Here is a 23,517-nt window from a genome sequence, read left to right as displayed (position 1 = left end):
CAGGAGATGGAAGCCTGCCCGGCCATACATCTGTCTCTTGATAGGCGGCCGTCCGGTCGACGCTTGCCTGAGCAAGCTGCCTGGGCCGCAGCGCCGGAACGGAAAGTCCCACCAAGACGACCCGCGCCGGGCGGCTTAGCGTGACTTTCCGCTCCGATGTTCCTCACCCCCCATATCCTTTGGATCGTGCTCGAACGCATCGACCTGGGCGAAGTCGACTACGACGACGCGTGCGCGCGCATGGCCGGTTGGGTGAAGGAACGCCGCGAGGGCCGGGCAGGTGATCGGCTGTTCCTGCTGAGCCACCCACCGGTCATCACCTACGGGGCCCGTACGCCGGCCGCCGACCTGCCCGGCGTCCTCGCCGACACGGGGATCCCCACCGTTCCAGTCGACCGAGGCGGCTACGCGACGTACCACGGGCCCGGGCAGCTCATCGGGTACATCGTGCTGGACGTCCACGAGCGCGGCCCAGTCGACATCGTCCGCTGGCTGGAGAACGGCCTCATCGACGCGCTGGGGCGGCTGGGCATACCGGCGGTGCGCCGCGACACCCCACGCGGGGCGACCAGCCTCGTCGGCGTGTGGACGCCCGAGCACCACAAGATCGCCTCCATCGGCATGCGGATACGCAACGGCATCACCAGCCACGGATTCGCGCTCAACATCGATCCGGACCTGACCGCCTTCGACCTGTTCACCGTCTGCGGACTGCATGACGTGACCATGACCTCCCTGCGCGAAGTCTGCGCTCGGCTCGACGTTCCCCTGCCTACGGACGCCGAGGTACGCGACGCGGTCGCCGCGTCGCTGACCTGACAGCCGTCCCCGCCCACTGCTCAAGCCCGGCCCCGAAAGGCTTTCACGGGTTCGTTGGATTCTCCGCGATTGCTACCGGGGCCCCGATATGGCTGGAGCGGATCTTGCTCTCGGACGTTCCCCAGGACTGCAGCGCCCACCGCCACCGCAGAGCGCTCTGGTCGGCAACGGCCAAGTCCGGAAGCGTCAGCTTCGTATCCTTCGGTGGCGTCCAGTCTGTTGCGGTGGAAGGTGCGCGCGAGTGTCAGACCGGCCTTACCCGGGCGTCGACGCTGTACAGCCCAGCGACCCATGGCTCGACGCGAGGCGCACGGGTCTTCGCCGAGCACTAGCGCGGCGACCTGCCCATCACCGACCAGCGGGTCAGCCCGCCGAGCACCGACCTGCGCGGATCTCAGCCCTGGGGTGGGGTCGGAGGTGGTGCGCACAGCACTCAGCGGAAGAGCAGAGAAGAAGCAGGTACGTAGCTGTCCGTGCGTCGCCTCAGTTGTCCTTATACCTCCGGCGTAGGTCGTTGAAGGTTTCGCCGAACTCACGTTTCAGCGCCCTTCCCGGCGCCGCAGCGCCGCATCGGCCAGGTAACGCAACGACGCGACCGTGCGCACACTGCGGCCGGCCTCCCGGAACGCCTTTAGATCTCGTTGCGGCGGGACCCAGCTGATCCACCGCGGCGCGGTCGCCGTACCTCTTGCTGAGCCGTTCCGCATAGATGGCGATGCCAGGAAGGAGGAACGTGTCGCCGTCTGCCGGATCAGGATTTGACCCGCAGAGTGCTTCCCGGGCGAAGCCGGCCGTCGTCGCCGACGTCCGCGAGGACGGCAGGCAGGCCGACGCTGAGCATCTTGCGGCGGATCCGGCCGAGCATCTGGGCCATGAACAGGCCGCCGATTCCGGTGAATCCGGTGTGTTCATAGGTGAACCGGGTGCCGTCACCGACGGGCTCGAGGCGATAAGTGACCTCGGTGTCATCGCCGCCGCCGTCATCGGTCCAGGTGTATCGGAGCAGGGTCGGCTCGCCGACCTCGAGGACCTCGCAGTTGACGATGCCGTTCCAGCCGGGCTTGGGCTTGGCCACGAACCGGAATCTGGTGCCGGCGACCGGCGCGAAGCCCTCGGCGCGCGCGCCGGCGCCCGTCGCGGTCCACAGCGGGATCAGGTCGGGGTCGGTCAGGGCCCGCCAAACCCTGGTGGGGGGGTACGCGTAGTCGCGGACGATACGGATCTCGCTCACGGAGGCCTCCTCGGCTAAACTTTCTGTGACTAAAAAAATATAGTGGCTGGAGCTAGTTCGCAACTGGAGGCGAGCATCCGGATATGGCCGGACGTCCGGGAAAACTACAGTGACGGAAAAAATGCTGACGCTCGATACCATGGGGTCATGAGTGAGCCAACGGTGGACTGGGCATCCCTGCGGCCCCGGCCGGCCGGCCCCTCTAAATCGACAGGTCTGAGGGAGCGCAAGAAGTGGATGCTTCGCCAGCAGCTCACCGACGTGGCGACCCGGATGTTCCTCGATCGCGGATTCGACGGCGTACGGGTCGCCGAGGTCGCCGACCGGTGCAACGTGTCGGAGAAGACCGTCTTCAACTACTTCCCGACCAAGGAAGCACTCATCCTTGACCGCTGGGACTCCACGACCGCCGGCATCCAGGCCGCCCTCGCCGAGCCCGACCTGACGCCGGTCCAGGCCTGCGTCCGGGTCCTGGACGAGGAGACCCGCGGCCTGACCGTCGCCTTCGAGGCGTATGAGAACCCGGCCGCAGCAGTGGCCGACATCAGGCGCTTCGGCGAACTGCTGAATTCCACACCCTCCCTGCGCGCACACCAGCGAGCGACGACGGAACGGCTCATCGACGAGGCACAGCGACTCCTCGCCAAGCGCGCCGGAGCCGACGAAGACGCGCCGGAGCCGCGCATCGCCGCAGTAGCCCTCCTCGGGCTATGGGACGTCCACGCCCGCAGCATGCGCAAACACCTCACGCCCGGCCGTACTCCCGCCGACGTGCACGCCGCCATCATGGACGACGTACGCCGCGCCGCCCGGGTGATCGAGACCGGCATCGAAGACGCACACCTGGCCGCACCGCCCACCTGAGCTCCCGCCGAAAGTAGCGGCACCGGCCACGATCCGCCGGTGCCGCAAAAAAAACGGCCTTTCAGGTGGCCCTGCCGCGGTGCGCAGGTCCGCGCCGAGAAGGACACCTGCGCCGGCCGTCCTGAGCCGGGCGAGAGCGGACGCGGAACGATCGCCCGGCGCCGCCCGGTAGACGATGATCACTTGCTTGCTCGGCGACCAGCCGCGCGGGTCGACTCGACCCAGCGCGAACAACACCCGGGCACTGGCCCGGCCTGCTAACTCCCGCACCACCGCCCCGACCTGGGCGGTCAGGCGGACTGTTCGTCTCTGGTAGCGCTCCAAAACCCTAGCGACCTGTTCCCGGAACGTCCGCCGGGGACATCGCCAGTCCCGGCAGGCTAGCCGCCGCACCCGCACGTTCACGACCACCCGCCGCCCGTCGACGGGGATCGGCCACGGTCCGCCTCACACCACGCATGGATATGGGCGGTCTCGACCGCACATTCCGGACACGGTACGGGCACCCGCCGGCAGCGGGCCCGCACCCGGATCAACTCGTCCTCGTCCGTCACATCCTCAATGAGCAGGCTGGATAGGCCCGAAAACACCACAGCGACAAGCTCGTCGACCTTCAACACACCTCAGCGTGACAGGGCGATACCCTCCGTTACCACCGAAAGAGCGACAGAGCCGATGAGTCTGAAGATCGTCCGGGAGGAGGACCTTCGTGGATTCACGCTGACCGTATGGTTCGTGACAATCAGCCGTTGGGAATCGTCAGAACTTCATGAGGTGTGAGCAGACGGTCTCGTGCATCCGGGCTGGACGTCGTACAGCGGCACACCGGCCTGGACCAGCCAGGAGGTCGCGGCGTGCCGCATGATCTTCGGCGGGTACTTCCGGATGAGTGTTCTCTGGGAGAGCAGGGCGAGGGCGTGGTGGGTATCGTTCAGATGACGCCGGCTTCGGCCAGCCAACTCCACAGTTCTTCCTGGTGGATGACCGTGACTCCCAGCTTTTCGGCCTTGCCGGTCTTCGAGGCTCCGACGTTGTCGCCGGCGAGCAGGTAGTCGGTGCTGGCCGAGACCGACGAGGCGGTCGTTGCGGCCGCCTGCTCCACCAGGCGCGTGACGTCCGGCCGGCTGATCTTCGCGCCGGAGCGCGGGTCGGTGAAAGCGCCGGTGATCACGACCGACCTGCCCTTGAGCGGTGAGTCGCCCGCAGCCGCCGCGTCGACCGGCCGGTCCTCGGGCAGCACATCGAGATTCACGCCGCGCTCGCGCAGCGCCGTGATCTCCTCTTGGACGTCCGCGCGGGCGAAGAAGGCCACGATGCTCTCGGCGGCCTTCGGCCCGATGTCGCGGATCGCCACCAGGTCCTCGACCGTCGCCGCGGCGATGTCCTCGATGCGTTCGTAGCCGGCCAGGCACAGGCGCTTGGCGGTGCCCTCGGAGGCCATCGGGATCGCCAGCCCGATCAGTGCGCGCCGCAGCCCCATGCCCTTGGACGACTCGATCGAGTCGACCATTTTCCGGGCGCTGGTCTCGCCCATCCGCTCGTAACCGAGGAGCTGCTCGGCCGTCAGGTCGTACAGGTCGCTGCGGCGTTTGAGCACGCCGTCCTCGGCGAGCTTCTCGATCCAGACGTCACCGACGCCCTCCATGTCGGCCGCCTGGCGCGAGGCCCAGTGCATCAGCCGACGCGTCGCCTGCGCCGGGCACTGCAGGTTCACACACCAGCGCTCCTCACCGGTGCCGCGGACCTCCAGCTCGAAGCCGCACGACGGGCAGTGCGTCGGCGGGACGATCTCGACCTCGCTGCCATCGCGCCTCTCCGGCAGCGAGCGGCCCGCGAACGGGATCACATCACCGCGCCGCACGACCGCCACCGTGTCGCCGATCCGCAGATCGCGTTCGCGGATCAGCCGCGGGTTGTGGAGGGTGATGTTCTCCACCGTCACACCGCCGACGAACACCGGCGCGACCTTCGCGCGTGGCGGGACGCGGCCGATCTTGCCGACCGGCCACTCGACCGACAGCAGCGTCGTCAGCTTCTCCTCCGGCGGATACTTGAACGCGATCGCGCCACGGGGCTCGGCGCTGTTGAAGCCCGCCGCCTCGAACGCCGCCGGCTCGTGCAGCCGCACGACCGCGCCGTCGATGTCGTAGTCCAGTCCGTCGCGGCGGCCACCGATCTCGCCGATCGCGTCCATCACCTCCCTGGCGCTCGCGCACACGTACTGGGCGACCGGCTCGAAACCCGCCGGGATCTCCATCGCGACGCCATCGCGATCGGCGCCGAAGGCGAAGAACCGGAGCAGCCGCTCGGCCTTCGCGGCCGCCTCGGGATCCTTCAGCACCAGCGTCCCGGCGGCACCCGACCGCGGGTTGGTCAGCGTCCGGTCCGGGTGCGCCTCGTTATAGGCCGCCCACACCGACCGCAGCATCACGGCCTCGCCGCGGACCTCCACGCGCCCCGGAGCCGCGATCCGGGTCGGCAGGCCCGGAATCACGTGACGCACCTTCTCGGTCACCAACTCGCCGACCGCGCCGGTGCCGCGCGTGGCGACATGGTCGAGCCTTCCGTCGGTGTAGACGACGCTGAGCGAGAGCCCGTCGAGCTTTTCCGACACGCGGAAGACCTGGCCGCTGAAGCGCTCGCAGAACGTGCGGATCTGCTCCTCGCTCGTCGCCTTCGCCAGCGAGAGCATCGGGCGCGCGTGGCGCACGGTCGGGCCGGTCAGCTCCGCCGGCGCATTGACCTTGCCGAGCGGGCTGTCAACCGGCTCGAGCTCGGGATGCTCGGCGACGAGCGCCGCGAGCTCATCCTTCAGCGCGTCGTAGTCGGCGTCCGGCAGCGGGCTGTCGCCGGTGCCGTAGTACAGGTCGTTCAGCCGCTTGACCTCGGCGGTCAGCTCGGCGATGCGCTCTTCAACGTCCACTCCTCGATTAAAGGCGATGGCACCGACAATGTTCGCCGCCCGGCGTGTCGGTGCCGGAAACCCGGCTCGACCTCGGCGGGTGGCCTACGCCGGGTGCCCGGGGTCGATCGCGGGGAGGTCGGAGAACATGAGCGGGCCGCCGCCGTCGGAGCCGACATGCGTCTCGGCCGGGGCGAGCAGCACGCCGATGTGGTCACCGAGCTCTCGACGGTCGAGCACTCTACCGACGAGGACGCGCGGGCAGCGGGTCAGCAGCGGAACCCCGTCCGGGCCCGGCCGCCACTCGCAGCGAGCGAACTTGTCCGTCTCGTCCCCGGTCTCGGAGCCGAACAGCGTCGCCAGATCCTGCTGGTCCCGGCCCATCACGTGGACGGCGAGGTAGGAGGCGGAGGCCGCCACGCGGTAGGTCCGGTTCTTCTTCGACAGGCAGACGAGGAAGCGGAACGGGTCGATCCCACACTGTGTCGTGAACCCGACGAGACACCCTGCCCGTACGCGCCCGCCGTCGGCGGCGGTGGTCACCACGAACATCGGGTAGTCGAATCCCGAGATGAATCGCTCGGTGCCTCCCGCCTCGCGTCGGAAGGCGGTGAGCGTTTCCGGAACCGGTGCGTCGGCTTGGTGCATGCAGCGCTGCTTCCCGCCCGGTCTCCGCGAAAACACGCGCAACAAGGTCTGTCTGCTCACGTGCGACCGCCCGACTGCGATATCCGGGGATCATCCGAACGAAGCAGGACTCCCGAAGCGGGCCGCCTACTGGGGCAGGTGGCGCAGTTCGCTGTCGTACAGCTCGGCCGGGTCGAAGCCCATGCCGGTGAAGTGGCCTGCCAGTTCCAGGGAGAGGATGCCGTGCAGACGGGTCCAGAAGCGCAGGGCGCGGCGCAGGGCGGCCGGCGGGGCGGGGTGGCCGTCGGCCCACTGCCGGTGTTCGGCGAGGTGGGCCTCCAGTCGGGCGTCGGGGTGGCCGTCGGCCGGGGCGTCCACGGCCGTGCCGGCCGACTGGGCGGCGTCGAGGAGAGCGTCCATGATCTCTGAGGCGATCGTGGTGATGTCGTCGGGTGCGTGGTAGCCGGGAACCGGAGTGCCGTAGACGAGGAAGTAGCGCTGGGGGTCGTCCAGTGCCCAGGCGCGCAGTGCGTGTCCCAGTCCGGCCAGGTCCGCACCCGCCGCGGCGGCGGTGCGGATGGCGTCGGCGAGGCTGCGGTAGGCATCGCGGATCAGCTCGGTGATCAGCTCGTCCCGGCCGGCGAAGTACCGGTAGAGCGCGGGGCCACTCATACCCATCTGCTTGGCGATGGCGTTCAGGGACAGCCCCGGCGCTCCCGCGGCGGCGATCTGCTCCCAGGCGCGCTCCTTGACCTCGGCCCGTAGCTGGGCCCGGTAGCGCTCGCGTGGGGTCTCCCTGCCCACGGTGGTCATGTGCTCGTCCCTTCCCTGTTCGATCACCGGCTCCCGGAGGGCCGGTCGAGCCGCTCGACGCAGGCCCGCAGTTAGACCCTATTACGAATGTTCTTGACCGTCACTCCTGCAGCGCGTTATAACTTCTAACGAACGCGCCAGCCGCTAACTGTCGCTGGTGAGAGGTCGATGGAGGTCGTCATGAACGCTGCGGAAATGGTCGAGGTCGTGCTGCCGGGCAAGGTCGAGCCGGAGGGGCTTCAGGTGCGGCAGGGGGCCGTGCCGACCGCCGGCCCGGGCCAGGTCGTCGTCCGCATGGAGGCGACCGGTGTCTCCTTCGCCGAGCAGCAGATGCGCCGCGGCCGCTACTACGACCAGCCGCCCTACCCGTTCGTTCCCGGCTACGACCTGGTCGGCACCGTGCTGGCGACCGGGGACGGTGTCGCTCCGGGCCTGGTCGGCACCCGGGTGGCCGCGCTGCTGAAGGTCGGCGGCTGGGCCAGCCACGTGGTCGTCGACGCCGCCGATGTGGTGCCGGTGCCGGACGGGATCAGCGCCGCGGAGGCGGAGACCGTGGTGATCAACGGCATCACGGCCTGGCAGATGCTGCACCGCAAGGCCCGCGTCCGCGCCGGGCAGACCGTCCTGGTGCACGGCGCCAACGGAGGAGTCGGCTCGGTCCTGGTCCAGCTCGCCCAGGCCGCGGGCGCGAAGGTGATCGGCACCGCTTCCGCACGCCACCACGCCGCCCTGCGGGAACGGGGAGTGACCCCGATCGACTACCGCACCGAGAACATCCCCGCACGCGTCCGTGAACTCGCCCCGCGCGGCGTGGACGCCGTCTTCGACCACGTCGGCGGCCGCAGCGTCGTCGACTCCTGGCGCCTGCTCGCGCCGGGCGGCACGCTCGTCTCCTACGGCAGCGCCTCCACCCGCGACGATGAAGGTTCCAAGCAGTGGCCGGTGCTCAAGCTGCTGGGCCGAGTGTGGCTGTGGAACGCCCTGCCCAACCGCCGCCGCGCCTACTTCTTCAACGTCTGGGCCGGCCGGGCCCTGAGCCGCAGCCGCTTCCGGGCCCGGCTGCGCGCCGACCTCACCGGGGTGTTCGAAGCGCTGCGGCGCGGTGAGATCACCGCCCAGATCGCCGCCGAGCTGCCTCTCACCCAGGTCGCCGAGGCGATGCGCCTGGCCGAGTCCGGCACCGTCGCCGGAAAGGTCGTCCTCCACCCCTGACGCTCCCCGCCGAAGCCGTCGAACACGCATGTCACCGGGCCGCACCGTCGCGGTCCGACCGGAGGTGTACGGCGCAGCGCCCGCGCTGAACCGTCAGGGAACCGACGGACCGGACCGCACGCGCTGCACCGGGACGGGACGTGACGGTCGTCTCGGGTCAGCCCAGACGGAACTGCTGGGCGGTGCTGGTGTTGCAGGCGTAGATCTGCAGGACGTCGCCGGGACTCTGCCTGTTGCCGGGGTCGTCGAGGCAGCGTCCGGACTGCGGGTTGTAAAGGGTGCCGTCGCTCCGGCTGGTCCACGTCTGGGAGCCGGTGCCGTTGCAGTCGAACAACTGGACCGGGGTGCCGTCGGCGGTGGCCCCGTGGCTGACGTCGAGGCACTTGCCGAACACCCGGACGGTGCCGTCACCCGGGGTGGACCAGCGCTGTGCGTCGGTGCCGTTGCAGGTGTACAGCTGCACCGCGCCGGCCGAGGAGGGATCGGCATCGGCCACGTCGGCGCACAGCCCGCCCGGGCCGGTGATCGGTCCGGGTGGCAGCCGCCAGATCTGCCCGTCGGTGCCGAGACAGTCGTACAGCTGGAGCTGGACGGCCCCGGGGGTGCGGTTGGAGTCCGGGACGTCCAGGCAGCGGCCGGATTGGGGATTCAGCAGCGTGCCGTCGGCCCGGCGGGTCCAGGACTGGCCGGGGGCACCGTTGCAGGAGGCGATGGTGACCGGCGCGCCGTTGGCCGTGCCGCCGGCGGTCAGGCAGCGGCTCAGCAACCGTACGGTGTTGTCGCCGGCGTGGCCGGCCTGCTGCGCGGTGGTGTGGTTGCAGGTGTAGACCTGGACCGGTTGGCCGTCCGCGTCGATCCCGCCCCGCACGTCCAGGCACAGCCCGCCGACGCCGACGACCTCGCCGGTGCCCGGGTTGTCCGCGGCGGACCCGGTGAGCGCCACGGTGTGCGCCGCGCCCGTCGACAGGCTGTCGGTGGTGACGGTGACGGTGCGGCTGTTGCGGTTGTACGCCCACGCCGTCTCCGGCACCTGCGCTCCGTCGACCAGGACCGCGGTGGGCGCGGCGCTGTCGGCGACGCGCAGGGTGTACGCCCGGGTGGCGGGCGCCCCCGGATAGCCGCCCGTGGCGGCACCGACCGTGAAGGTACGGGAGCCGTCGGCCCAGGACAGCGGCGTGGTGGTGAACTGCCCGGACGCGTACCCGCTGCCCTCCCCCGCGTCGCCGTAGAGGCTGAAGGAGCCGTCCGCGCCGGCCGTGACGTCGACGGTGAGCCCGCCGCCCGGCTTCTCCTTCTGACCGTTCACGTAGTCGGTGCGCAGGGGCACCAGGCCGCCGGCCTTGACCAGCACGGGCATCCGGGACAGCGGAGCGCTCATCGTGACGGTCGTCGGCCCCGTGTACGTCGCGCCGGTGAAGTAGTCGCTCCAGGTGCCCGGCGGCACCCACACCGACACCGACCCGTTGCCGTTCGCGTCATTCGCAGTGGTGACCGGCGCCACCAGCATGTCATCGCCGTACATGTACTCACCGGAGGCGCTGTAGGCGGCGTCAGTGGTCGGGTAGTCCAGGTACATCGGCCGTACGATCGGCACTCCGGTCCGGGACGCCTGCCATGCCATCGTGTAGGTGTACGGCACCAGCGCCTCCCGCAGGCGCAGGAACCGCTGCGCCGCCGCCTGGGCCGCGCCCGGATAGTCCCACGGGAGCCGGTCGCCGTGGTCGGAGTGCAGCCGCAGCACCGGCTGGAACGTACCGAACTGCACCCACCGGGCGTACATGTCGTCGGCGAGGTGACCTCCGTGGAAGCCGCCGATGTCGTGCGTCACACCGGTCAGGCCGGCGGCGGCCTCCCCGGCGGTGAACCGCACCTCGTAGGCCAGGGTGTCCCAGGTCGAGTACGTGTCACCCGTGAACGCCAGCGTGTTGCGCCGCTCGGACCAGGGGCCGACCGCGAAGTTCGTGGCGTCGAGGCCGCCGTGCTCGGTGCCGCCGATCCGGCTGAACGCGAAGCCGCGCAGGCCGCGCCCGGTGTCGTGGTCGGCGTACGCCTGGTTGATCAGGTTGTCCGGCGCGACGTGCGGATCCGAGGCGATCGACGCGCCGCAGCCTCCGCAGTAGTCCAGCCACCAGGCCCGGACGCCCTGCTGCTCGAACGGCGCGTGCAGCCCCTGGTAGGCGGCCAGGTGCGCCGGATTCGACCAGTCGAAGTAGTGGGTGTGCCCGTCGGGCTGGACCGGCAGACCGCCGGCGGCGGTGTTCGCCGCCGGGAACCTCGGATCGGTGTCATCGATCTCAGGGTGGACGTTGAGGCTCACGTCCAGGCCCATCTGCTTCGTCCAGTCGAGGAATGCCTGCGGATCCGGGAACAGGTCCGTGTTCCAGTTCCACCCGTCCCACTCCACCGGCTTCTTCCAGTCGGTGTCCACGACGAGCCAGTCGATCGGGACGAAGTTCCTCCGGAACGCGGGCAGCAGCGTGTTCTGGTAGTCGGACGTGCTGTACCCCCAGAACCGGGAGAACCACACGCCGTACGCGGTCTGCGGTAGCAGGTTCACTCCCCCGGTCAGCGCGTTGAGGTCGCTCAGGCCCTGCTTGTAGTTCTGCCCGTACCCGAAGAAGTAGCCGTCCTGATAGGGCTGTGCGCCGTGGCTCGGCCGGTCACCGACCGTGTGGTTCGCGCCGAGCAACGCGGTGCGGGTGTCGTCCAGCAGGTACCAGCCGCCCCGGTCCAGGAGGCCCGGATGCAACGTGCCGGCGTCCGGCAGACCGTTCGGGAGATTGTCCAGCGACCGGTACCAGCCGCCCAACTGGCCGGCCGGCCCCGCGCCGTAGCCCGTGGTGCGCAGATCGGTGGCCGGCGCCGGGTAACCCGTGGCCGTGGTCGGCGTGACGGCGAGACTGTCGAGGTTGACGCGGCCCGAGTCACCGGCGTCCTCGGCGACGGTGATCGTGTTGACGCCGGCGCGCAGACCGACGTCCACCGACGCCGTGGACCAGGTGTCCCACGAACCGGTCGGCGGCAGGCTGAACCGCGGCCCCGCGTCGCCGTTGACGTGCGCCGTCAGCGTGCGCGTGGCGGACTGGCCGTCGCTGCCGGTGGCGTTGGCGTACCGGACCGCGAGTCGCCACGTGCCGGCGCTGGGCACGTCGACGTCGTACTGCACGCCGCTGCCGGTGCGCTCGTATCCCGAGGCGAATCCGGTACCCGTGTAGCCCTGATGGTCGTAGGCGGGCGTCGCGTTCCCCGTCAACAGCGCGTTCTCGCCCTCGCACGCGACCGACACGGGACAGTACGACGGGAACGCCGGGCGCGCGGTCGTGCCCGTCGCGGTGATCGCGACGCTTAAGTTCGACGCGGTGAACGGGCCGCTGTTCTGCTTGTACCGCAGAGTCAGCGCGCTGGTGCGGATCTCCCGGTAGCCGTCCGCCGTCACCGTCGTGGTGTACGGCGGCGGCGTGAACGACCGGTTGACGGCGTTGAAGGTGGTCGCGTCCGTGAAGACGCCGTCACCGGCGTACTCCGTGCGGATCAACGTCGGCGTCAGGACTTCGAACCGGGCGGCGCCGTCCGTCACGGCCGCCGCCGAGGTCGCGGCGGCGGGCGACGACGGGAGGGCGACGACGACCGAGGCGGCCGTCGCCAGCGTGGCCAGGGCGGACACCCCCGCCGAACGCCGGGCCGGTGATGTCCGGAGACGCATCGGCACCTCGCACACTCGGCTTGCCGTCCCCCGCATCAGATCATCGGACCGGGTTTCTGTAAACACTCTGAACGGTTTCTTTCCGACCCGGCCGGATCGGCCCGGCGCCGCCCGGGTGAACCACGTTTTATCCTGCGGACCGTGGCCAGCAACGATTCCGGGCACGGCGCGCCGACGGCCGAAGAGGACAGGGGCAAGGCCCACGGTGGTGTGCGCATCTCGGTGCTGGACACTTCTCCGATCGTGTCCGGCTCCACCGCTCGGCAGGCGCTCCTCGACACGGTCGATCTGGCGGTTTCCGCCGATGAGCTGGGCTACCACCGGTATTGGGTGCCCGAGCACCACAGCATGCGCGGCGTCGCTTGTTCCGCCCCCGCCGTGCTCGCGGGCCATCTCGCGAACGCGACCCGTCGCATCAGGGTGGGGGCGGGAGGAGTGCTGCTCCCGAATCACGCGCCGATCGTCGTGGCCGAACAGTTCGGGACGCTGGCCGCGCTCCATCCGGGACGGATCGACCTCGGGATCGGCCGGGCCCTCGGCGGTCCCCGCCGCGCCGCGGACGCCGTACGCAGCGAGACCGAGCGGACCGCCAAGAGCTTCCGCCTGCAGATCACGGAGCTGCTCGGCTACTTCGACGGTGCCTCCGACGACGGAGTACGCGCGGTTCCCGCGATCGGCAACCGGCCGGCGATCTGGATACTCGGCTCCAGCGCCGCGAGCGCACGCCTCGCCGCGTCACTCGGCCTGGCCTACGCGTTCGCCCATCACCTGAACCCCGGCGAGGCCGTGAACGCCGTCCGCGGTCACCGGGTCCTGTCCCGGTCTCCCGAGCCGGCCGGCCCCACACCTCCGGCCCTGATCAGCGTGTCGGTCATCGCGGCCGACACCGATGAGCGCGCCGAGTGGCTCGCCGGTCCCTCCCGGTTGAAGCTGCTGAGCAGAGCACAGGGCCGGCGGATCCTGTTGCCTCGCCCGGAAGAGGCCGCCGCCCACCCTTACACCGACGCCGACCGTGTGGAGATCGCCGAACGCACGAAGGGCGTCATCGTGGGGTCGCCGGAGACGGTGCGGCGACGGCTCCAGCGGCTGCTCGATGAGACCGGCGCCGACGAGCTGATGGTCACCACCCCGGTGTACGACCCCGGTGACCGCCGGCGGTCGTACGAACTCCTCAGCGGAATCGCGCCGTCGCTGCGATCCGCGTGCGGCTCTCCCCAGGCGGCCGAGGTCGACCAGGAGGTGTAGTGGTGGCGACGCGGACCGGAGCGGTCAGCCGTGGGCCACGGTCAGGGCGTAGAACTTGACCTTCGCACCGTTGCTGGTGCTGCTCGACGATGACTGGTTGTAGTCGCCGGCCTTGAAATACTGGTGGTAGGCGGTGAAGCCCGAGGCGATCGAGTAGCTCTTCGTGTTCCCGTTGACGGTGACCTGGATCTTGCCGCCGACGATCGCGATGACGTAGCTCCACTGGGTACCGAGTGACACATTGGTCAGCGTGTAGGTGTTCTGACCGCCGTCGGGTGACCTCTCGATGCCGAGGACGACGTCGCCGTTGGCGTGGTAGTACAGCTCGAGCAGCGGCTTCGTCGACGAGCCGCCGCTGCCGAGATGGATCTGTCCGACACAGACGTTCTTCGTCACCGAGACGATCCGCAGGGTCGCCGACAGCTTGTGAGTGCCGGACAGCGGCCAGTCCGCGGCGCTGCCGTCGGCGTTCATCTCGCGCAGTTCTGTGCGGGCGTAGCTGGAGTTCGGCGTGGTGACCCCGGACTCGGGGTCCCAGAAGGTCATCGAGCCGTCGTTCTTGTCGGTCCAGAAGTAAGCCGGATTCGTGTAGCCGTTCGCGCCCTTCAACTGCGACGGCGGGATCGTGGTCGGCGAGCCGGGCGATCCGATCGGGAGCTGGAGCGCCCACACCGACAGGTTGAAGTTGCCGCCCGGTGCGACGGTCGGGTCAAGGCCGGTGGCGCTCAGTCCCGTGGCAGGGGCGGAGCCGATGGCCGCGGCGTCACGGGCGCCGATGGCGCCTGGGGCGATCACCATGGCTCCGCCGGCGGCTGCCGCGAGGATTCTCCACCTGGTACGGCGTGTGCGGTCGTTGTCTGCCGTCACGAACATTCTCCCTCACGCGCGGGGCCGAACGCGTCCTGGCGGGGGCGCGAAGGTGGGCGTAGGGGCACGCTTCCTGGATTGCTGGACAGGAGCGGGCCCCTCCAGGTCATGACGTAAGAGTAGGTACACGACCGGTTTTTGTAAAGATACTTAACTATCGATGTTGCCGACGACCCGTCCGGTTCGATCCTCAGCCTTCGAGCCCACTGATGACGCGCAGACACTTCCGGGTCTCCTCCCCAGGGGTGTGACACGAGATCGCGTCCGGCATGTGCCCCCAACCGACGGTCCTTGACGCGCGTTCCGGCGAGCGAAACGCGCGTTGACACCGTGTTCTGCCTCATCGGCGAAGCTGATCACGACGCGATCCGCGCGTCCGTCGACGTCAGCCGCAGGCCGCCGATCGTTATCGGCTTGTTCGGCTGGAGCACGTGGTCCGGCACGGTCATCACCGCCGGGCAGTCGTCGCCGTCGATCTGCCTGGTCAGCGCGTAGAAGCCCTTCGAGTCGGTCCTGATCTCCTCACTGGTCGCGGCCGTCGCGTACATCGGCGCGTGTGGGGACGCCTCGTGCAGCACGCCCAAGCCGCCGACGTGGTCCGGATGCGCGTGCGTGATCAGGATCCCGACCACCGGACGGTGCACCGCACGGATCGCGGCGACCGTCTTATGCGCCTCGGACAGCGTGCGGCCCGAGTCGACCACGATCAGACCGTGTGGCGCGGACATCCACAGCACGTTGACCGAGCCGGGGTTCGGCGATGCGTACCGGCCGACCGGAAGCGGGGAGGCCGACGCCGACGCCGGCGCGGCGACCGGTATCAGCAGCAGGAGCGCGACGATCGCCTTCCTCACTGGAACCGTCCCGCGTTGGCCCGGGTCCACTCCGCGAACGTCCGCGGCGGACGGCCGGTCACTTCGAGAACCGTCGGGAAGACCGTTGCCTCGTCGAGCCTTCCATCCGAGTAGAAACTGAAGAACGCGTCGACGTACTGCTCCGGCATCTGCGTGAGCATCTCCGTGCGGGCCTCGTCGTCGGGCTGCGCCTCGTACCGGATCTCACGGCCGAGTGCCTGGGCCAGGATCCGCACCCGCTCCCCCGGCCGCAGCGCCTCCGGGCCGGTGACCGGGTACTCGCGGCCCTCGTGCTCCGCCGACACCAGCGCCTTGGCGGCAACGGCCGCGATGTCCGCCGGGTCGACCACCGCCGACGGCACGTCCGGCCACGGTGCCCGCACCACACCAGAGCTCACCTGGGGAGCCCACTGCAGTGCGTTGGTCATGAACATCCGCGGCCGCACCATCGTCCACCCCAGGCCGGACGCCCGCAGCGCGTCCTCGGTCTCGATCATGTATTTGGCGACCGCGTTGGACCGGTCGCCGGTCTCGACCGAGCCGCCGGACATCAGCACGACGCGCCGCACACCGGCTCGCGAAGCCTCGGTGAAGACATCCGGTGAGTAGCCACTGAGCAGGAACAACGCGGTGGCCCCGCCGAGCGCGGGCCGCAGCGTCGCCGGGTCGGTCAGGTCCCCCGCCACGGCCGTGGCACCGGCCGGCACCGTCGCCTTCGCCGGGTCCCTGGTCAGGGCCCGTACCGGTTGACCGGCCTCGACCAGCAGGCGGACCACTTCGCGCCCGACGTTCCCGGTAGCCCCAGCCACAACGATCACAGTCCGCTCCTCAAATGTTAGGGAACGTTCCCTAACGCGTAGACTACGTCGTCGTGAGGCGCCCTGCCACGGAAACGAGAGAGCACATCCTGGCGGTGGCGCACGACCTCTTCTACTGGCACAGCATCAAGGGCACCGGCGTCGACACCATCGCCGCGACGGCCGGTGTCGCGCCGACGACCCTTTACCGCCTGTTCGCGTCGAAGGACGACCTCGTCGCCGCGTACGTCGACCGCGCCGCGGGGCTCTACAAGCGATGGTTCATCGAGGCGACGGCCGATGGCGAGCCCGCCGACCGGATCCTGTCACTGTTCGACGCGCTCATCGAGCAGGTGCAGCCGGAACACTGCCGCGGTTGTCCGTTCCTGATGGCGATGGCCGAGTTGCCGGACGCGTCGGCCAAGGCACACGCGCTGGCCGTCGACACCAAGGCGTGGGTACGCGAGAAGATCGGCGAACTGACCGCCCAACTGGCCGTCGAGGACCCTGCGGTGCTCGCCGACCAGATCTTCCTCGTCATGGAAGGGGTTTACGCGTCCGTGCAGTCGCACGGCGCCGACGGGCCGGCGCGCCAGGCACGCGGGCTCGTCGAGGCCCTGCTCAGGGGAGCCCGTTGAGGAACGGCCGGTCCGCGCCAGGGGCTCGGGAAGACGAATCTTCTGCCGCCCCGGCCACCGCCGTCCCTGGCAACCACCCGCCTCCCTCGCGCGTCCAACGGCCATGCGCCGCCCCCTCACCATCGCCGTGATCCTGCTCGCTGCGACCGCCTGCTCGTCCACCGACGAACCCGGCGGCACGGCCACCCCGTCGGTCGCGAGCAGAGCACCGGCCGTCACCACCTCCTCCATCCCGCCGGCGCGCACCGCCAAGGAATACGCGGCCGCTCTCAAAGCCGCCATGCCGCGGGTGAAACGCATGCTCGTCGTGACGGAGACCAGCGACTCGAACAACCTTCTCGGCCGGCCGAACGGGTACACCTCGGCGGCCGTGCTCTCCGATAAGGTCGCGACGCAGTGCCAGAGCGCTCGGGATGGGATCGACTGCGGCGCGGTGGTCGAGGTGTGGCCGGACGCGCAGGCCGTCGCCCAGCGGGTCTCCTACATCCAGGGCATCTTGAAGAAAGCCCCGGCGCTCGGGAGCGAGTGGGACTATCCGGCGGGCACCGCGCTGTTGCGGGTGAACGGGAAAGTCGTGCGGCCGTCGGTCGCGAAGACGTACGAGGCGGCGTGGCGGCGCGTAGCGGGCTGACCTCGGACACGGCGAAAGCCCCGCCCTCCGGTCGGGAGGATGGTCCATTCAACCGACGCGACCTGCGAAAACGCTAGAACGATACTCGCTGATACTCGCACGGTCCTCGCGCTCACGGGAGCGACGGAACGCGATTACACCGCCGAGGCGCCTCGACCTCGAAGAGATCGCGCTTGGAATCGAACATTTTTCAACATTAAAGGGCGTCGGATTGGCTGCCCGCTGGAGGCGATGGCACTCACGCAGCGGACAAACCGCATTTATGGCATCGGGGCCAAGAGTGCGACAGACCTCAATCTTCACGAATGACCACGAAACAGCCACATACCCCCCTTGACGTCATCTTCCAGGAAGCCGCAGACTGCACACTCGGAACATCGCGTTTACACAGGCTTAAACGCGTCCCGCTTGTGAAGCGAGGCACCCGCATGCCCCCCAGCATCCCCAGACTGCTGTCCCGCTCGCGCGCGGCCCTGACCGCGATCATGATCCTCACGGTGCTGGCGTTGGGTGCCGGCCCGGTGGCGAGCGCCGCACCTCCTCCGATGGCGGCCCCCGTCACCGCCGGAACGGCGCACTCGGTGACGTACGACGGCTACTCCTTCAAGATCGACGGCGAGCGCACGTACATCTGGTCCGCCGAGTTCCACTACTTCCGCCTGCCCAATCAGGACCTGTGGCGGGACGTGTTCCAGAAGCTCAAAGCCGCCGGTTTCAACGCCGTCTCGCTCTACTGGGGCTACCACTCCCCGAGGCCAGGCGTCTACGACTTCACCGGGGTACGGGACGTCGACAAGCTGCTGGACATGGCCGACCAGGCCGGCCTCTACGTCATCGCCCGGCCCGGCCCGTACATCAACGCCGAGGTCGACGGCGGCGGCTTCCCCGGATGGCTGTCCACCAAGGCCGGAACCACCCGCACCGGCGACCCCGACTACCTCAAGTACTCCGACGAGTGGCAGGCCCAGATCGACGCGATCCTGGCCAGGCACCAGCTCACCACGGGCACCGGCTCGGTGATCGAGTACCAGGTCGAGAACGAGTACTACCACGGCGACGCCGCCGGACGCTCGTACATGAAACACCTGGAGAACAAGGCGCTCGCCGACGGCATCAAGGTCCCGCTGGTCGGTAACAACAACGGCACGTTCAACGCCGGTGACGGCGCTCTCGACGTGGACGCCGCGGACTCCTACCCGCAGGGCTTCAACTGTTCCAACCCCACTCAGTGGAATGGCGTGCCGGACATCAGCTACGACCATGTCGCGGGCAAGCCGCTGGCGACCGCCGAATTCCAGGGCGGCGCCTTCGACCCGTGGGGCGGCCCCGGCTACGACAAATGCGCCCAGCTCATCAACGACCGGTTCGCCAACGTGTTCTACAAGCAGAACATCGCGGTCGGCGCGACGTCACAGAGCTTCTACATGACCTACGGCGGCACCAACTGGGGCTGGCTCGGCGAGCCGCAGAACTACACCTCCTACGATTACGGCGCCGCGATCCGCGAGAACCGTGAGCTCGATCCCAAGTACGACCAGGACAAGCTCATCGGGTACTTCACCCAGGCGGTGGCGCCGCTGACCAAGACCGACGCGATCTCGGCCACCGCGCCGGACAACGCGCGGATCGTCGACACCGCGCGGAGGAACCCGGACACCGGCACGCAGTTCCACGTGCTGCGGCACTCCGACTCCACGTCGACGTCGAAGGACAGCACGCACATCTCTGTCGACTTCAACACCAAGCCGGTCGACTACACCTACGACGACAACGACGCGGCCCTGAAGTACTCCGGGTCCTGGTCGCACGTGGCCGACCAGAGCTACACCGGGGGCGACTACAAGCACACCGAGTCGTGGTCCAACGCGGCCGGCGACTCGCTGACCGTGCCGTTCAACGGCACCGCCGTCCGCTGGATCGGATCGAAGGTCGACAACCACGGGCTCGCCGACGTCTACCTGGACGGCGTCCTGCAGGCCACGGTCGACGGTTACGGCAACGAGAACCAGGCGGTGCTGTTCCAGAAGAGCGGCCTGACCGACGGTCCGCACACGCTCAAGATCGTGGTGGACGGCCGGCACAGCTCCGGCGCGACCGGCGACTTCGTCGCCATCGACGCCATCGATCTGACCGTGCCCGCGACCAAGCCCGTGACCTACCCGACCGTGCCGCAACAACCCGGCACCGGCATCACGCTGGACGGCCGCGAGTCGAAGATCATCACGGCGAACTACGACCTCGGCGGCAACCGGCTGCAGTACTCGACGTCCGAGCTGATGACCAACGCGACGATCGGCGGTCAGGACGTCGCCGTGCTGTACGGCGACGCCGGCACGGCGGGCGAGACGGTGCTGCGGTTCGCTTCGAAGCCGACCGTCACGTCCACCGGCGGCGATGTCACCCAGACGTGGGATGCCGCCACCGGTGACCTGCGGTTGAACTACACGCACAACGGCCTGGCCCGGGTGCGGATCACCGGCGGCGACCATCCGCTGCTCCTGCTGCTGGCGGACACGGCCACGGCGAAGACGTTCTGGCGGCAGGACACCGGCTCCGGCCCGGTCCTGGTACGCGGTACGCACCTGCTGCGCACCGCCAAGATCAGGCACTCGACGGCCGAACTGACCGGTGACGTGGACACCGACGGCTCGATCGAGGTGTGGAGCGAGGCGTCGAAGCTCAGCTGGAACGGCTCCGACGTCGCGACCACGGCATCCGACGACGGCAGCCTGGTCGGGAAGGTGCCGACCGCGGCCCCGGTCGAACTGCCGGCACTCACCAACTGGGTGCACACCCAGGAATCGCCGGAGGCCCAGCCCCGGTTCGACGACTCCACCTGGACGGTGGCCGACAAGATGACGTCGAACAGCATCACCACGCCCGGCTCGCTGCCGGTGCTGTTCGCGGATGACTACGGCTTCCACACCGGCAGCACCTGGTACCGCGGCCGCTTCACCGGCACCGGCAAGGAGGCCGGGATCACGTTGTCCGCGCAGAGCGGCGGGGGCGCGGCCGCCTCCTCGGTCTGGCTCAACGGCGTCTTCCTCGGCGGCTCCACCTCCGACGGTTCCAAGACGTACACCTTCCCGGCCGGGTCGGTGCACGCCGGCCCCGACAACCTGATCTCGGTACTCACCGTGAACATGGGCCACGAGGAGGACTACAACGAATCCAGCGGCAACAAGGCGGCCCGCGGGCTGACCGGCGCCAGACTGATCGGATCCCCGAACGCGATCACCTGGAGACTGCAGGGCGACCGGGGCGGCGAGACGCCGCCGGACACCGTACGCGGGCCTCTGAGCGTCGGCGGCCTGTACGGCGAGCGCGCCGGCTGGTACCTGCCGGGCTACCCGACCGACGCCTGGCAGCCGGTGACGCTTCCGGCCGCCGACAAGACGCCGGGCGTCTCCTGGTACGCCACCGACGTGACACTGCAGCTGCCGCCGGGCCAGGACACCTCGCTGGGCCTGACCATCAGCGACGCATCGTCCCGCAAGTACCGCGCGGAGATCTTCGTCAACGGCTGGCACATGGGCAACTACGTGAACTACCTCGGGCCGCAGCACAGCTTCCCGATCCCGAACGGGGTGCTGAACCCGCACGGCACGAACGACATCAAGATCGCCGTGTGGAACCTGGACGGCTCCACCGGCGGCCTGGGCACCGTGACGCTGACCAAGTACGGCAGCCACGCGTCCCCGCTGACGGTCGTGCAGAACAACAGCCCGGGATACAACGAGGGCACGTACAAGATGCCCAAGTCGCCCATCTCAACCGTCAACCTGCAGGTTCCCGGCACGGTGACCGGAGGGACCAAGTTCACCGCGACGGAGACGGTGAGCGTCGACCGCGGCGCGGCGGAGAACGTCATCCCGGCGCTCACGCTGCCCGACGGCTGGACGGCGAGCGCCCCGACACCCGCGTCCGCCGCGAGGCTGACCCCCGGGCAGTCGGCGACGTTCACGTTCACCGTCACCCCACCGGCGACCGTCGAGAAGCCGGCCGCGATCACGGCCACCGCGACCATGACCCAGAAGAGCAGCCGGCAGACGTTCAGCGACGAGCGGATCATCGGCCCGATACCGCCGGTGCCGCCGGCCGGTCAGGACAAGGTCAGCGACCTGCCCTGGCTGTCGGCGACCAACGGCTGGGGACCGGTCGAGCGGGACACCAGCGTCGGTGAGCAGGCCGCCGGTGACGGCCACCCGATCACCATCAACGGCACCTCGTACGCCAAGGGGCTGGGCACCAACGCCGTCAGCGACGTCGCGGTCTACCTCGGCGGTACGTGCAGCAGGTTCACCGCGACCGTCGGCATGGACGACGAGAACGGCAACGCCGGAACCGTCACGTTCAGCGTGGTGCTCGACGGCAAGACGCTGATCACCACGCCCACCGTCACCGGTTCCACCCCGGCCATCTCGATCGACGTTCCGGTCACCGGTGGTCAGGTGGTCGACCTGGTCGTCGGGGACGCCGGCGACGGCAACGGCAACGACCACGGCGACTGGGCGAACCCCGTGCTCACCTGCTCCGGCTGACCATCCGATCGCTCCGCACCGTCGGCCCCGCTCCCCATCAGGAGCGGGGCCGACGCCGTGTGGGCCGAGCCTCGCGCGAGCGACACACCGCACGGACCCGCCCTCGGCCGCTCGTGGTCGAAACCCGTTCCCCTTGTTTTCATCGATGTTCATCGGGTCGCCCGGCATTGCGTTCCCCCTGCCAGGACCGTTGTGCGTGCTCCCGGCGCCGCGGTGTCGAGCGCCTTGACGTGACCGCTCCGCCGCTCATACTTCCCCCCTGAATCACCATTCCGTATTTCGCGTCGTGTTCGAGATCCCGAACACGACCCCCTTCGCGAGGAGATCCATGAATCGAATGCTCGGACTCCGCCGGTGGGGCCCCGTCGCTTCGGCCTCATCGGCCGCCGCGCTGGCCGCGGCGGTCATCGTCCTCCCCGGATCCGCGCACGCGGCCGCCGGCTGCCAGGTCGACTACACGATCAGTTCGCAGTGGCAGGGAGGTTTCGGCGCGAACGTTTCCGTGACCAACCTGGGCGACCCGGTGTCGAGTTGGACGCTGACGTGGTCGTTCGGCGCCGGGCAGCAGGTCACCCAGGCCTGGAACGCCACCGTCACGCAGAGCGGGTCGAACGTGACCGCACACAGTGCGAGCTACAACGGCTCGCTGGCCACCGGCGCGAACACCAGTTTCGGCTTCAACGGTTCCTGGACCGGCAGCAACCCGCTACCGACCGACTTCGCGCTGAACGGAGTCGCCTGCACGGGCGGCGTCTCGGGCGGCGGCACCCCGACCCCCACGCCGACGCCGACTCCGACCGGTGGAAGCTGTTCTCTTCCCTCGACCTACCGCTGGACCTCGACCGGCGCACTGGCGACGCCGAAGAACGGATGGGTCTCACTCAAAGACTTCACCAACGTCGTCTACAACGGCAAACACCTGGTCTACGCCTCCAACGTGTCCGGATCCTCCTACGGCTCAATGGCCTTCACCCCCTTCACCAACTGGTCCGACATGGCCTCCACCGGCCAAACCGGAATGAGCCAAGCCGCAGTCGCACCCACCCTCTTCTACTTCGCCCCCAAAAACATCTGGGTCCTGGCCTACCAATGGGGCGCCTGGCCCTTCATCTACCGCACCTCCACCGACCCCACCAACCCCAACGGCTGGTCCACACCCCAACCCCTCTTCACCGGAAGCATCACCGGCTCCAGCACCGGACCCATCGACCAAACACTCATCGGCGACGGCACCAACATGTACCTGTTCTTCGCCGGCGACAACGGCCACATCTACCGCGCCACCATGCCGATCGGAAACTTCCCCGGAAACTTCGGCACCTCTTACACCACCGTCATGACCGACACCACCGCCAACCTCTTCGAAGCCGTCCAGGTCTACAAAGTCCAAGGCCAAAACCAATACCTCATGATCGTCGAAGCCATGGGCGCCAACGGCCGCTACTTCCGCTCCTTCACCGCCACCAGCCTCAACGGCACCTGGACCCCCCAAGCCACCAGCGAAACCAACCCCTTCGCCGGCAAAGCCAACAGCGGAGCCACCTGGACCAACGACATCAGCCACGGCGACCTCGTCCGCACCAACCCCGACCAGACCATGACCATCGACCCCTGCAACCTCCAACTCCTCTACCAAGGCAAAAACCCCACCGCCACCGGCCCCTACGACCAACTCCCCTGGCGACCCGGCCTCCTCACCCTCCAACACTGATCGCCGGCCGCCACCAGGCGTGATCGGGGGGCGGGCCGCCTCGGCCACCCCCCGATCCCTGC

The 23,517-nt window shown here is 69.1% G+C and carries 16 protein-coding genes; 8 read left to right on the top strand and 8 right to left on the bottom strand.

Annotated features, from left to right (window positions below; all coding sequences use genetic code 11):
- Positions 1–186 precede the first annotated feature (186 nt).
- Positions 187–819, top strand: a complete 633-nt coding sequence (lipB, locus tag NE234_RS20150; RefSeq protein ID WP_252782010.1) for a lipoyl(octanoyl) transferase LipB — start codon at positions 187–189, stop codon at positions 817–819.
- A gap of 751 nt (positions 820–1,570) precedes the next feature.
- Here the strand turns inward: lipB and NE234_RS20145 are convergent.
- Positions 1,571–2,050, bottom strand: coding sequence for an SRPBCC family protein (locus NE234_RS20145; RefSeq protein ID WP_252782009.1), 480 nt, complete (start codon positions 2,048–2,050; stop codon positions 1,571–1,573).
- A gap of 147 nt (positions 2,051–2,197) precedes the next feature.
- Here NE234_RS20145 and NE234_RS20140 point away from each other — a divergent pair, with 147 nt between their 5' ends.
- On the top strand, positions 2,198–2,914 hold the full coding sequence (locus tag NE234_RS20140; RefSeq protein WP_252782008.1) for a TetR family transcriptional regulator: 717 nt from the start codon (positions 2,198–2,200) through the stop codon (positions 2,912–2,914).
- Between the two features lie 931 nt (positions 2,915–3,845).
- Here the strand turns inward: NE234_RS20140 and ligA are convergent.
- The 3 genes from ligA to NE234_RS20125 form a co-directional block, all read right to left on the bottom strand.
- The gene (gene ligA, locus NE234_RS20135) at positions 3,846–5,837 is read right to left on the bottom strand and encodes an NAD-dependent DNA ligase LigA (protein WP_252782007.1); all 1,992 of its coding nucleotides are present in this window, start codon (positions 5,835–5,837) and stop codon (positions 3,846–3,848) included.
- Positions 5,838–5,921: 84 nt separating this feature from the next.
- Positions 5,922–6,464 carry a flavin reductase family protein gene (locus tag NE234_RS20130; protein ID WP_252782006.1) on the bottom strand — a complete coding sequence of 181 codons (543 nt, stop codon included), beginning with the start codon at positions 6,462–6,464 and terminating at the stop codon, positions 5,922–5,924.
- 126 nt (positions 6,465–6,590) lie between these two features.
- Complete coding sequence (locus tag NE234_RS20125) at positions 6,591–7,283, bottom strand: TetR/AcrR family transcriptional regulator (RefSeq protein ID WP_252782005.1); 693 nt, start codon at positions 7,281–7,283, stop codon at positions 6,591–6,593.
- A gap of 153 nt (positions 7,284–7,436) precedes the next feature.
- Between NE234_RS20125 and NE234_RS20120 the strand changes: the two genes are divergently transcribed.
- On the top strand, positions 7,437–8,468 hold the full coding sequence (locus NE234_RS20120; RefSeq protein WP_252782004.1) for a medium chain dehydrogenase/reductase family protein: 1,032 nt from the start codon (positions 7,437–7,439) through the stop codon (positions 8,466–8,468).
- A 157-nt stretch (positions 8,469–8,625) separates the two neighbouring features.
- Here NE234_RS20120 and NE234_RS20115 read toward each other — a convergent pair whose 3' ends face one another.
- Positions 8,626–12,171, bottom strand: coding sequence for a ricin-type beta-trefoil lectin domain protein (locus NE234_RS20115; protein WP_252782003.1), 3,546 nt, complete (start codon positions 12,169–12,171; stop codon positions 8,626–8,628).
- A gap of 141 nt (positions 12,172–12,312) precedes the next feature.
- Between NE234_RS20115 and NE234_RS20110 the strand changes: the two genes are divergently transcribed.
- Positions 12,313–13,416: an LLM class flavin-dependent oxidoreductase gene (locus tag NE234_RS20110; RefSeq protein ID WP_252782002.1), complete on the top strand. Its 1,104-nt coding sequence runs from the start codon at positions 12,313–12,315 to the stop codon at positions 13,414–13,416.
- Positions 13,417–13,440: 24 nt separating this feature from the next.
- Here NE234_RS20110 and NE234_RS20105 read toward each other — a convergent pair whose 3' ends face one another.
- The 3 genes from NE234_RS20105 to NE234_RS20095 form a co-directional block, all read right to left on the bottom strand.
- Positions 13,441–14,214, bottom strand: coding sequence for a polysaccharide lyase family 7 protein (locus NE234_RS20105; protein ID WP_252782001.1), 774 nt, complete (start codon positions 14,212–14,214; stop codon positions 13,441–13,443).
- A gap of 425 nt (positions 14,215–14,639) precedes the next feature.
- Entirely contained in the window at positions 14,640–15,137 is a 498-nt protein-coding gene (locus tag NE234_RS20100; RefSeq protein ID WP_252782000.1) for an MBL fold metallo-hydrolase, read from the bottom strand.
- Positions 15,134–15,955 carry an NAD(P)H-binding protein gene (locus NE234_RS20095; RefSeq protein ID WP_252781999.1) on the bottom strand — a complete coding sequence of 274 codons (822 nt, stop codon included), beginning with the start codon at positions 15,953–15,955 and terminating at the stop codon, positions 15,134–15,136. Before NE234_RS20095 ends, NE234_RS20100 begins: the two co-directional genes overlap by 4 nt.
- Positions 15,956–16,008: 53 nt before the next feature.
- On the opposite strand from NE234_RS20095, the gene NE234_RS20090 reads away from it, so the two are divergent.
- From NE234_RS20090 to NE234_RS20075, 4 genes are all read left to right on the top strand, one after another.
- A complete protein-coding gene (locus NE234_RS20090) occupies positions 16,009–16,572 on the top strand; it encodes a TetR/AcrR family transcriptional regulator (protein WP_252781998.1) in 564 nt (187 codons plus the stop codon).
- A gap of 103 nt (positions 16,573–16,675) precedes the next feature.
- The gene (locus NE234_RS20085) at positions 16,676–17,203 is read left to right on the top strand and encodes a hypothetical protein (RefSeq protein WP_252781997.1); all 528 of its coding nucleotides are present in this window, start codon (positions 16,676–16,678) and stop codon (positions 17,201–17,203) included.
- A gap of 428 nt (positions 17,204–17,631) precedes the next feature.
- Positions 17,632–21,744, top strand: a complete 4,113-nt coding sequence (locus tag NE234_RS20080; protein ID WP_252781996.1) for a beta-galactosidase — start codon at positions 17,632–17,634, stop codon at positions 21,742–21,744.
- Positions 21,745–22,081: 337 nt separating this feature from the next.
- Positions 22,082–23,455: a non-reducing end alpha-L-arabinofuranosidase family hydrolase gene (locus NE234_RS20075; protein WP_252781995.1), complete on the top strand. Its 1,374-nt coding sequence runs from the start codon at positions 22,082–22,084 to the stop codon at positions 23,453–23,455.
- Positions 23,456–23,517 lie beyond the last annotated feature (62 nt).

Origin of the sequence: Actinoallomurus rhizosphaericola, from assembly GCF_024055675.1 — a bacterium.
Classification (GTDB): Bacteria; Actinomycetota; Actinomycetes; order Streptosporangiales; family Streptosporangiaceae; genus Actinoallomurus; species Actinoallomurus soli.
This window is presented reverse-complemented; position numbering and strand designations above follow the sequence as displayed.

Excerpts from the sequence above, each read along its gene's own strand:
- NE234_RS20140 (WP_252782008.1), top strand. The coding sequence starts at position 2,198 with ATGAGTGAGCCAACGGTGGACTGGGCATCCCTGCGGCCCCGGCCGGCC.
- NE234_RS20130 (WP_252782006.1), bottom strand. The coding sequence starts at position 6,464 with ATGCACCAAGCCGACGCACCGGTTCCGGAAACGCTCACCGCCTTCCGA.
- NE234_RS20120 (WP_252782004.1), top strand. The coding sequence starts at position 7,437 with ATGAACGCTGCGGAAATGGTCGAGGTCGTGCTGCCGGGCAAGGTCGAG.
- NE234_RS20115 (WP_252782003.1), bottom strand. The coding sequence starts at position 12,171 with ATGCGTCTCCGGACATCACCGGCCCGGCGTTCGGCGGGGGTGTCCGCC.
- NE234_RS20105 (WP_252782001.1), bottom strand. The coding sequence starts at position 14,214 with ATGGTGATCGCCCCAGGCGCCATCGGCGCCCGTGACGCCGCGGCCATC.
- NE234_RS20085 (WP_252781997.1), top strand. The coding sequence starts at position 16,676 with ATGCGCCGCCCCCTCACCATCGCCGTGATCCTGCTCGCTGCGACCGCC.
- NE234_RS20080 (WP_252781996.1), top strand. The coding sequence starts at position 17,632 with ATGCCCCCCAGCATCCCCAGACTGCTGTCCCGCTCGCGCGCGGCCCTG.
- NE234_RS20075 (WP_252781995.1), top strand. The coding sequence starts at position 22,082 with ATGCTCGGACTCCGCCGGTGGGGCCCCGTCGCTTCGGCCTCATCGGCC.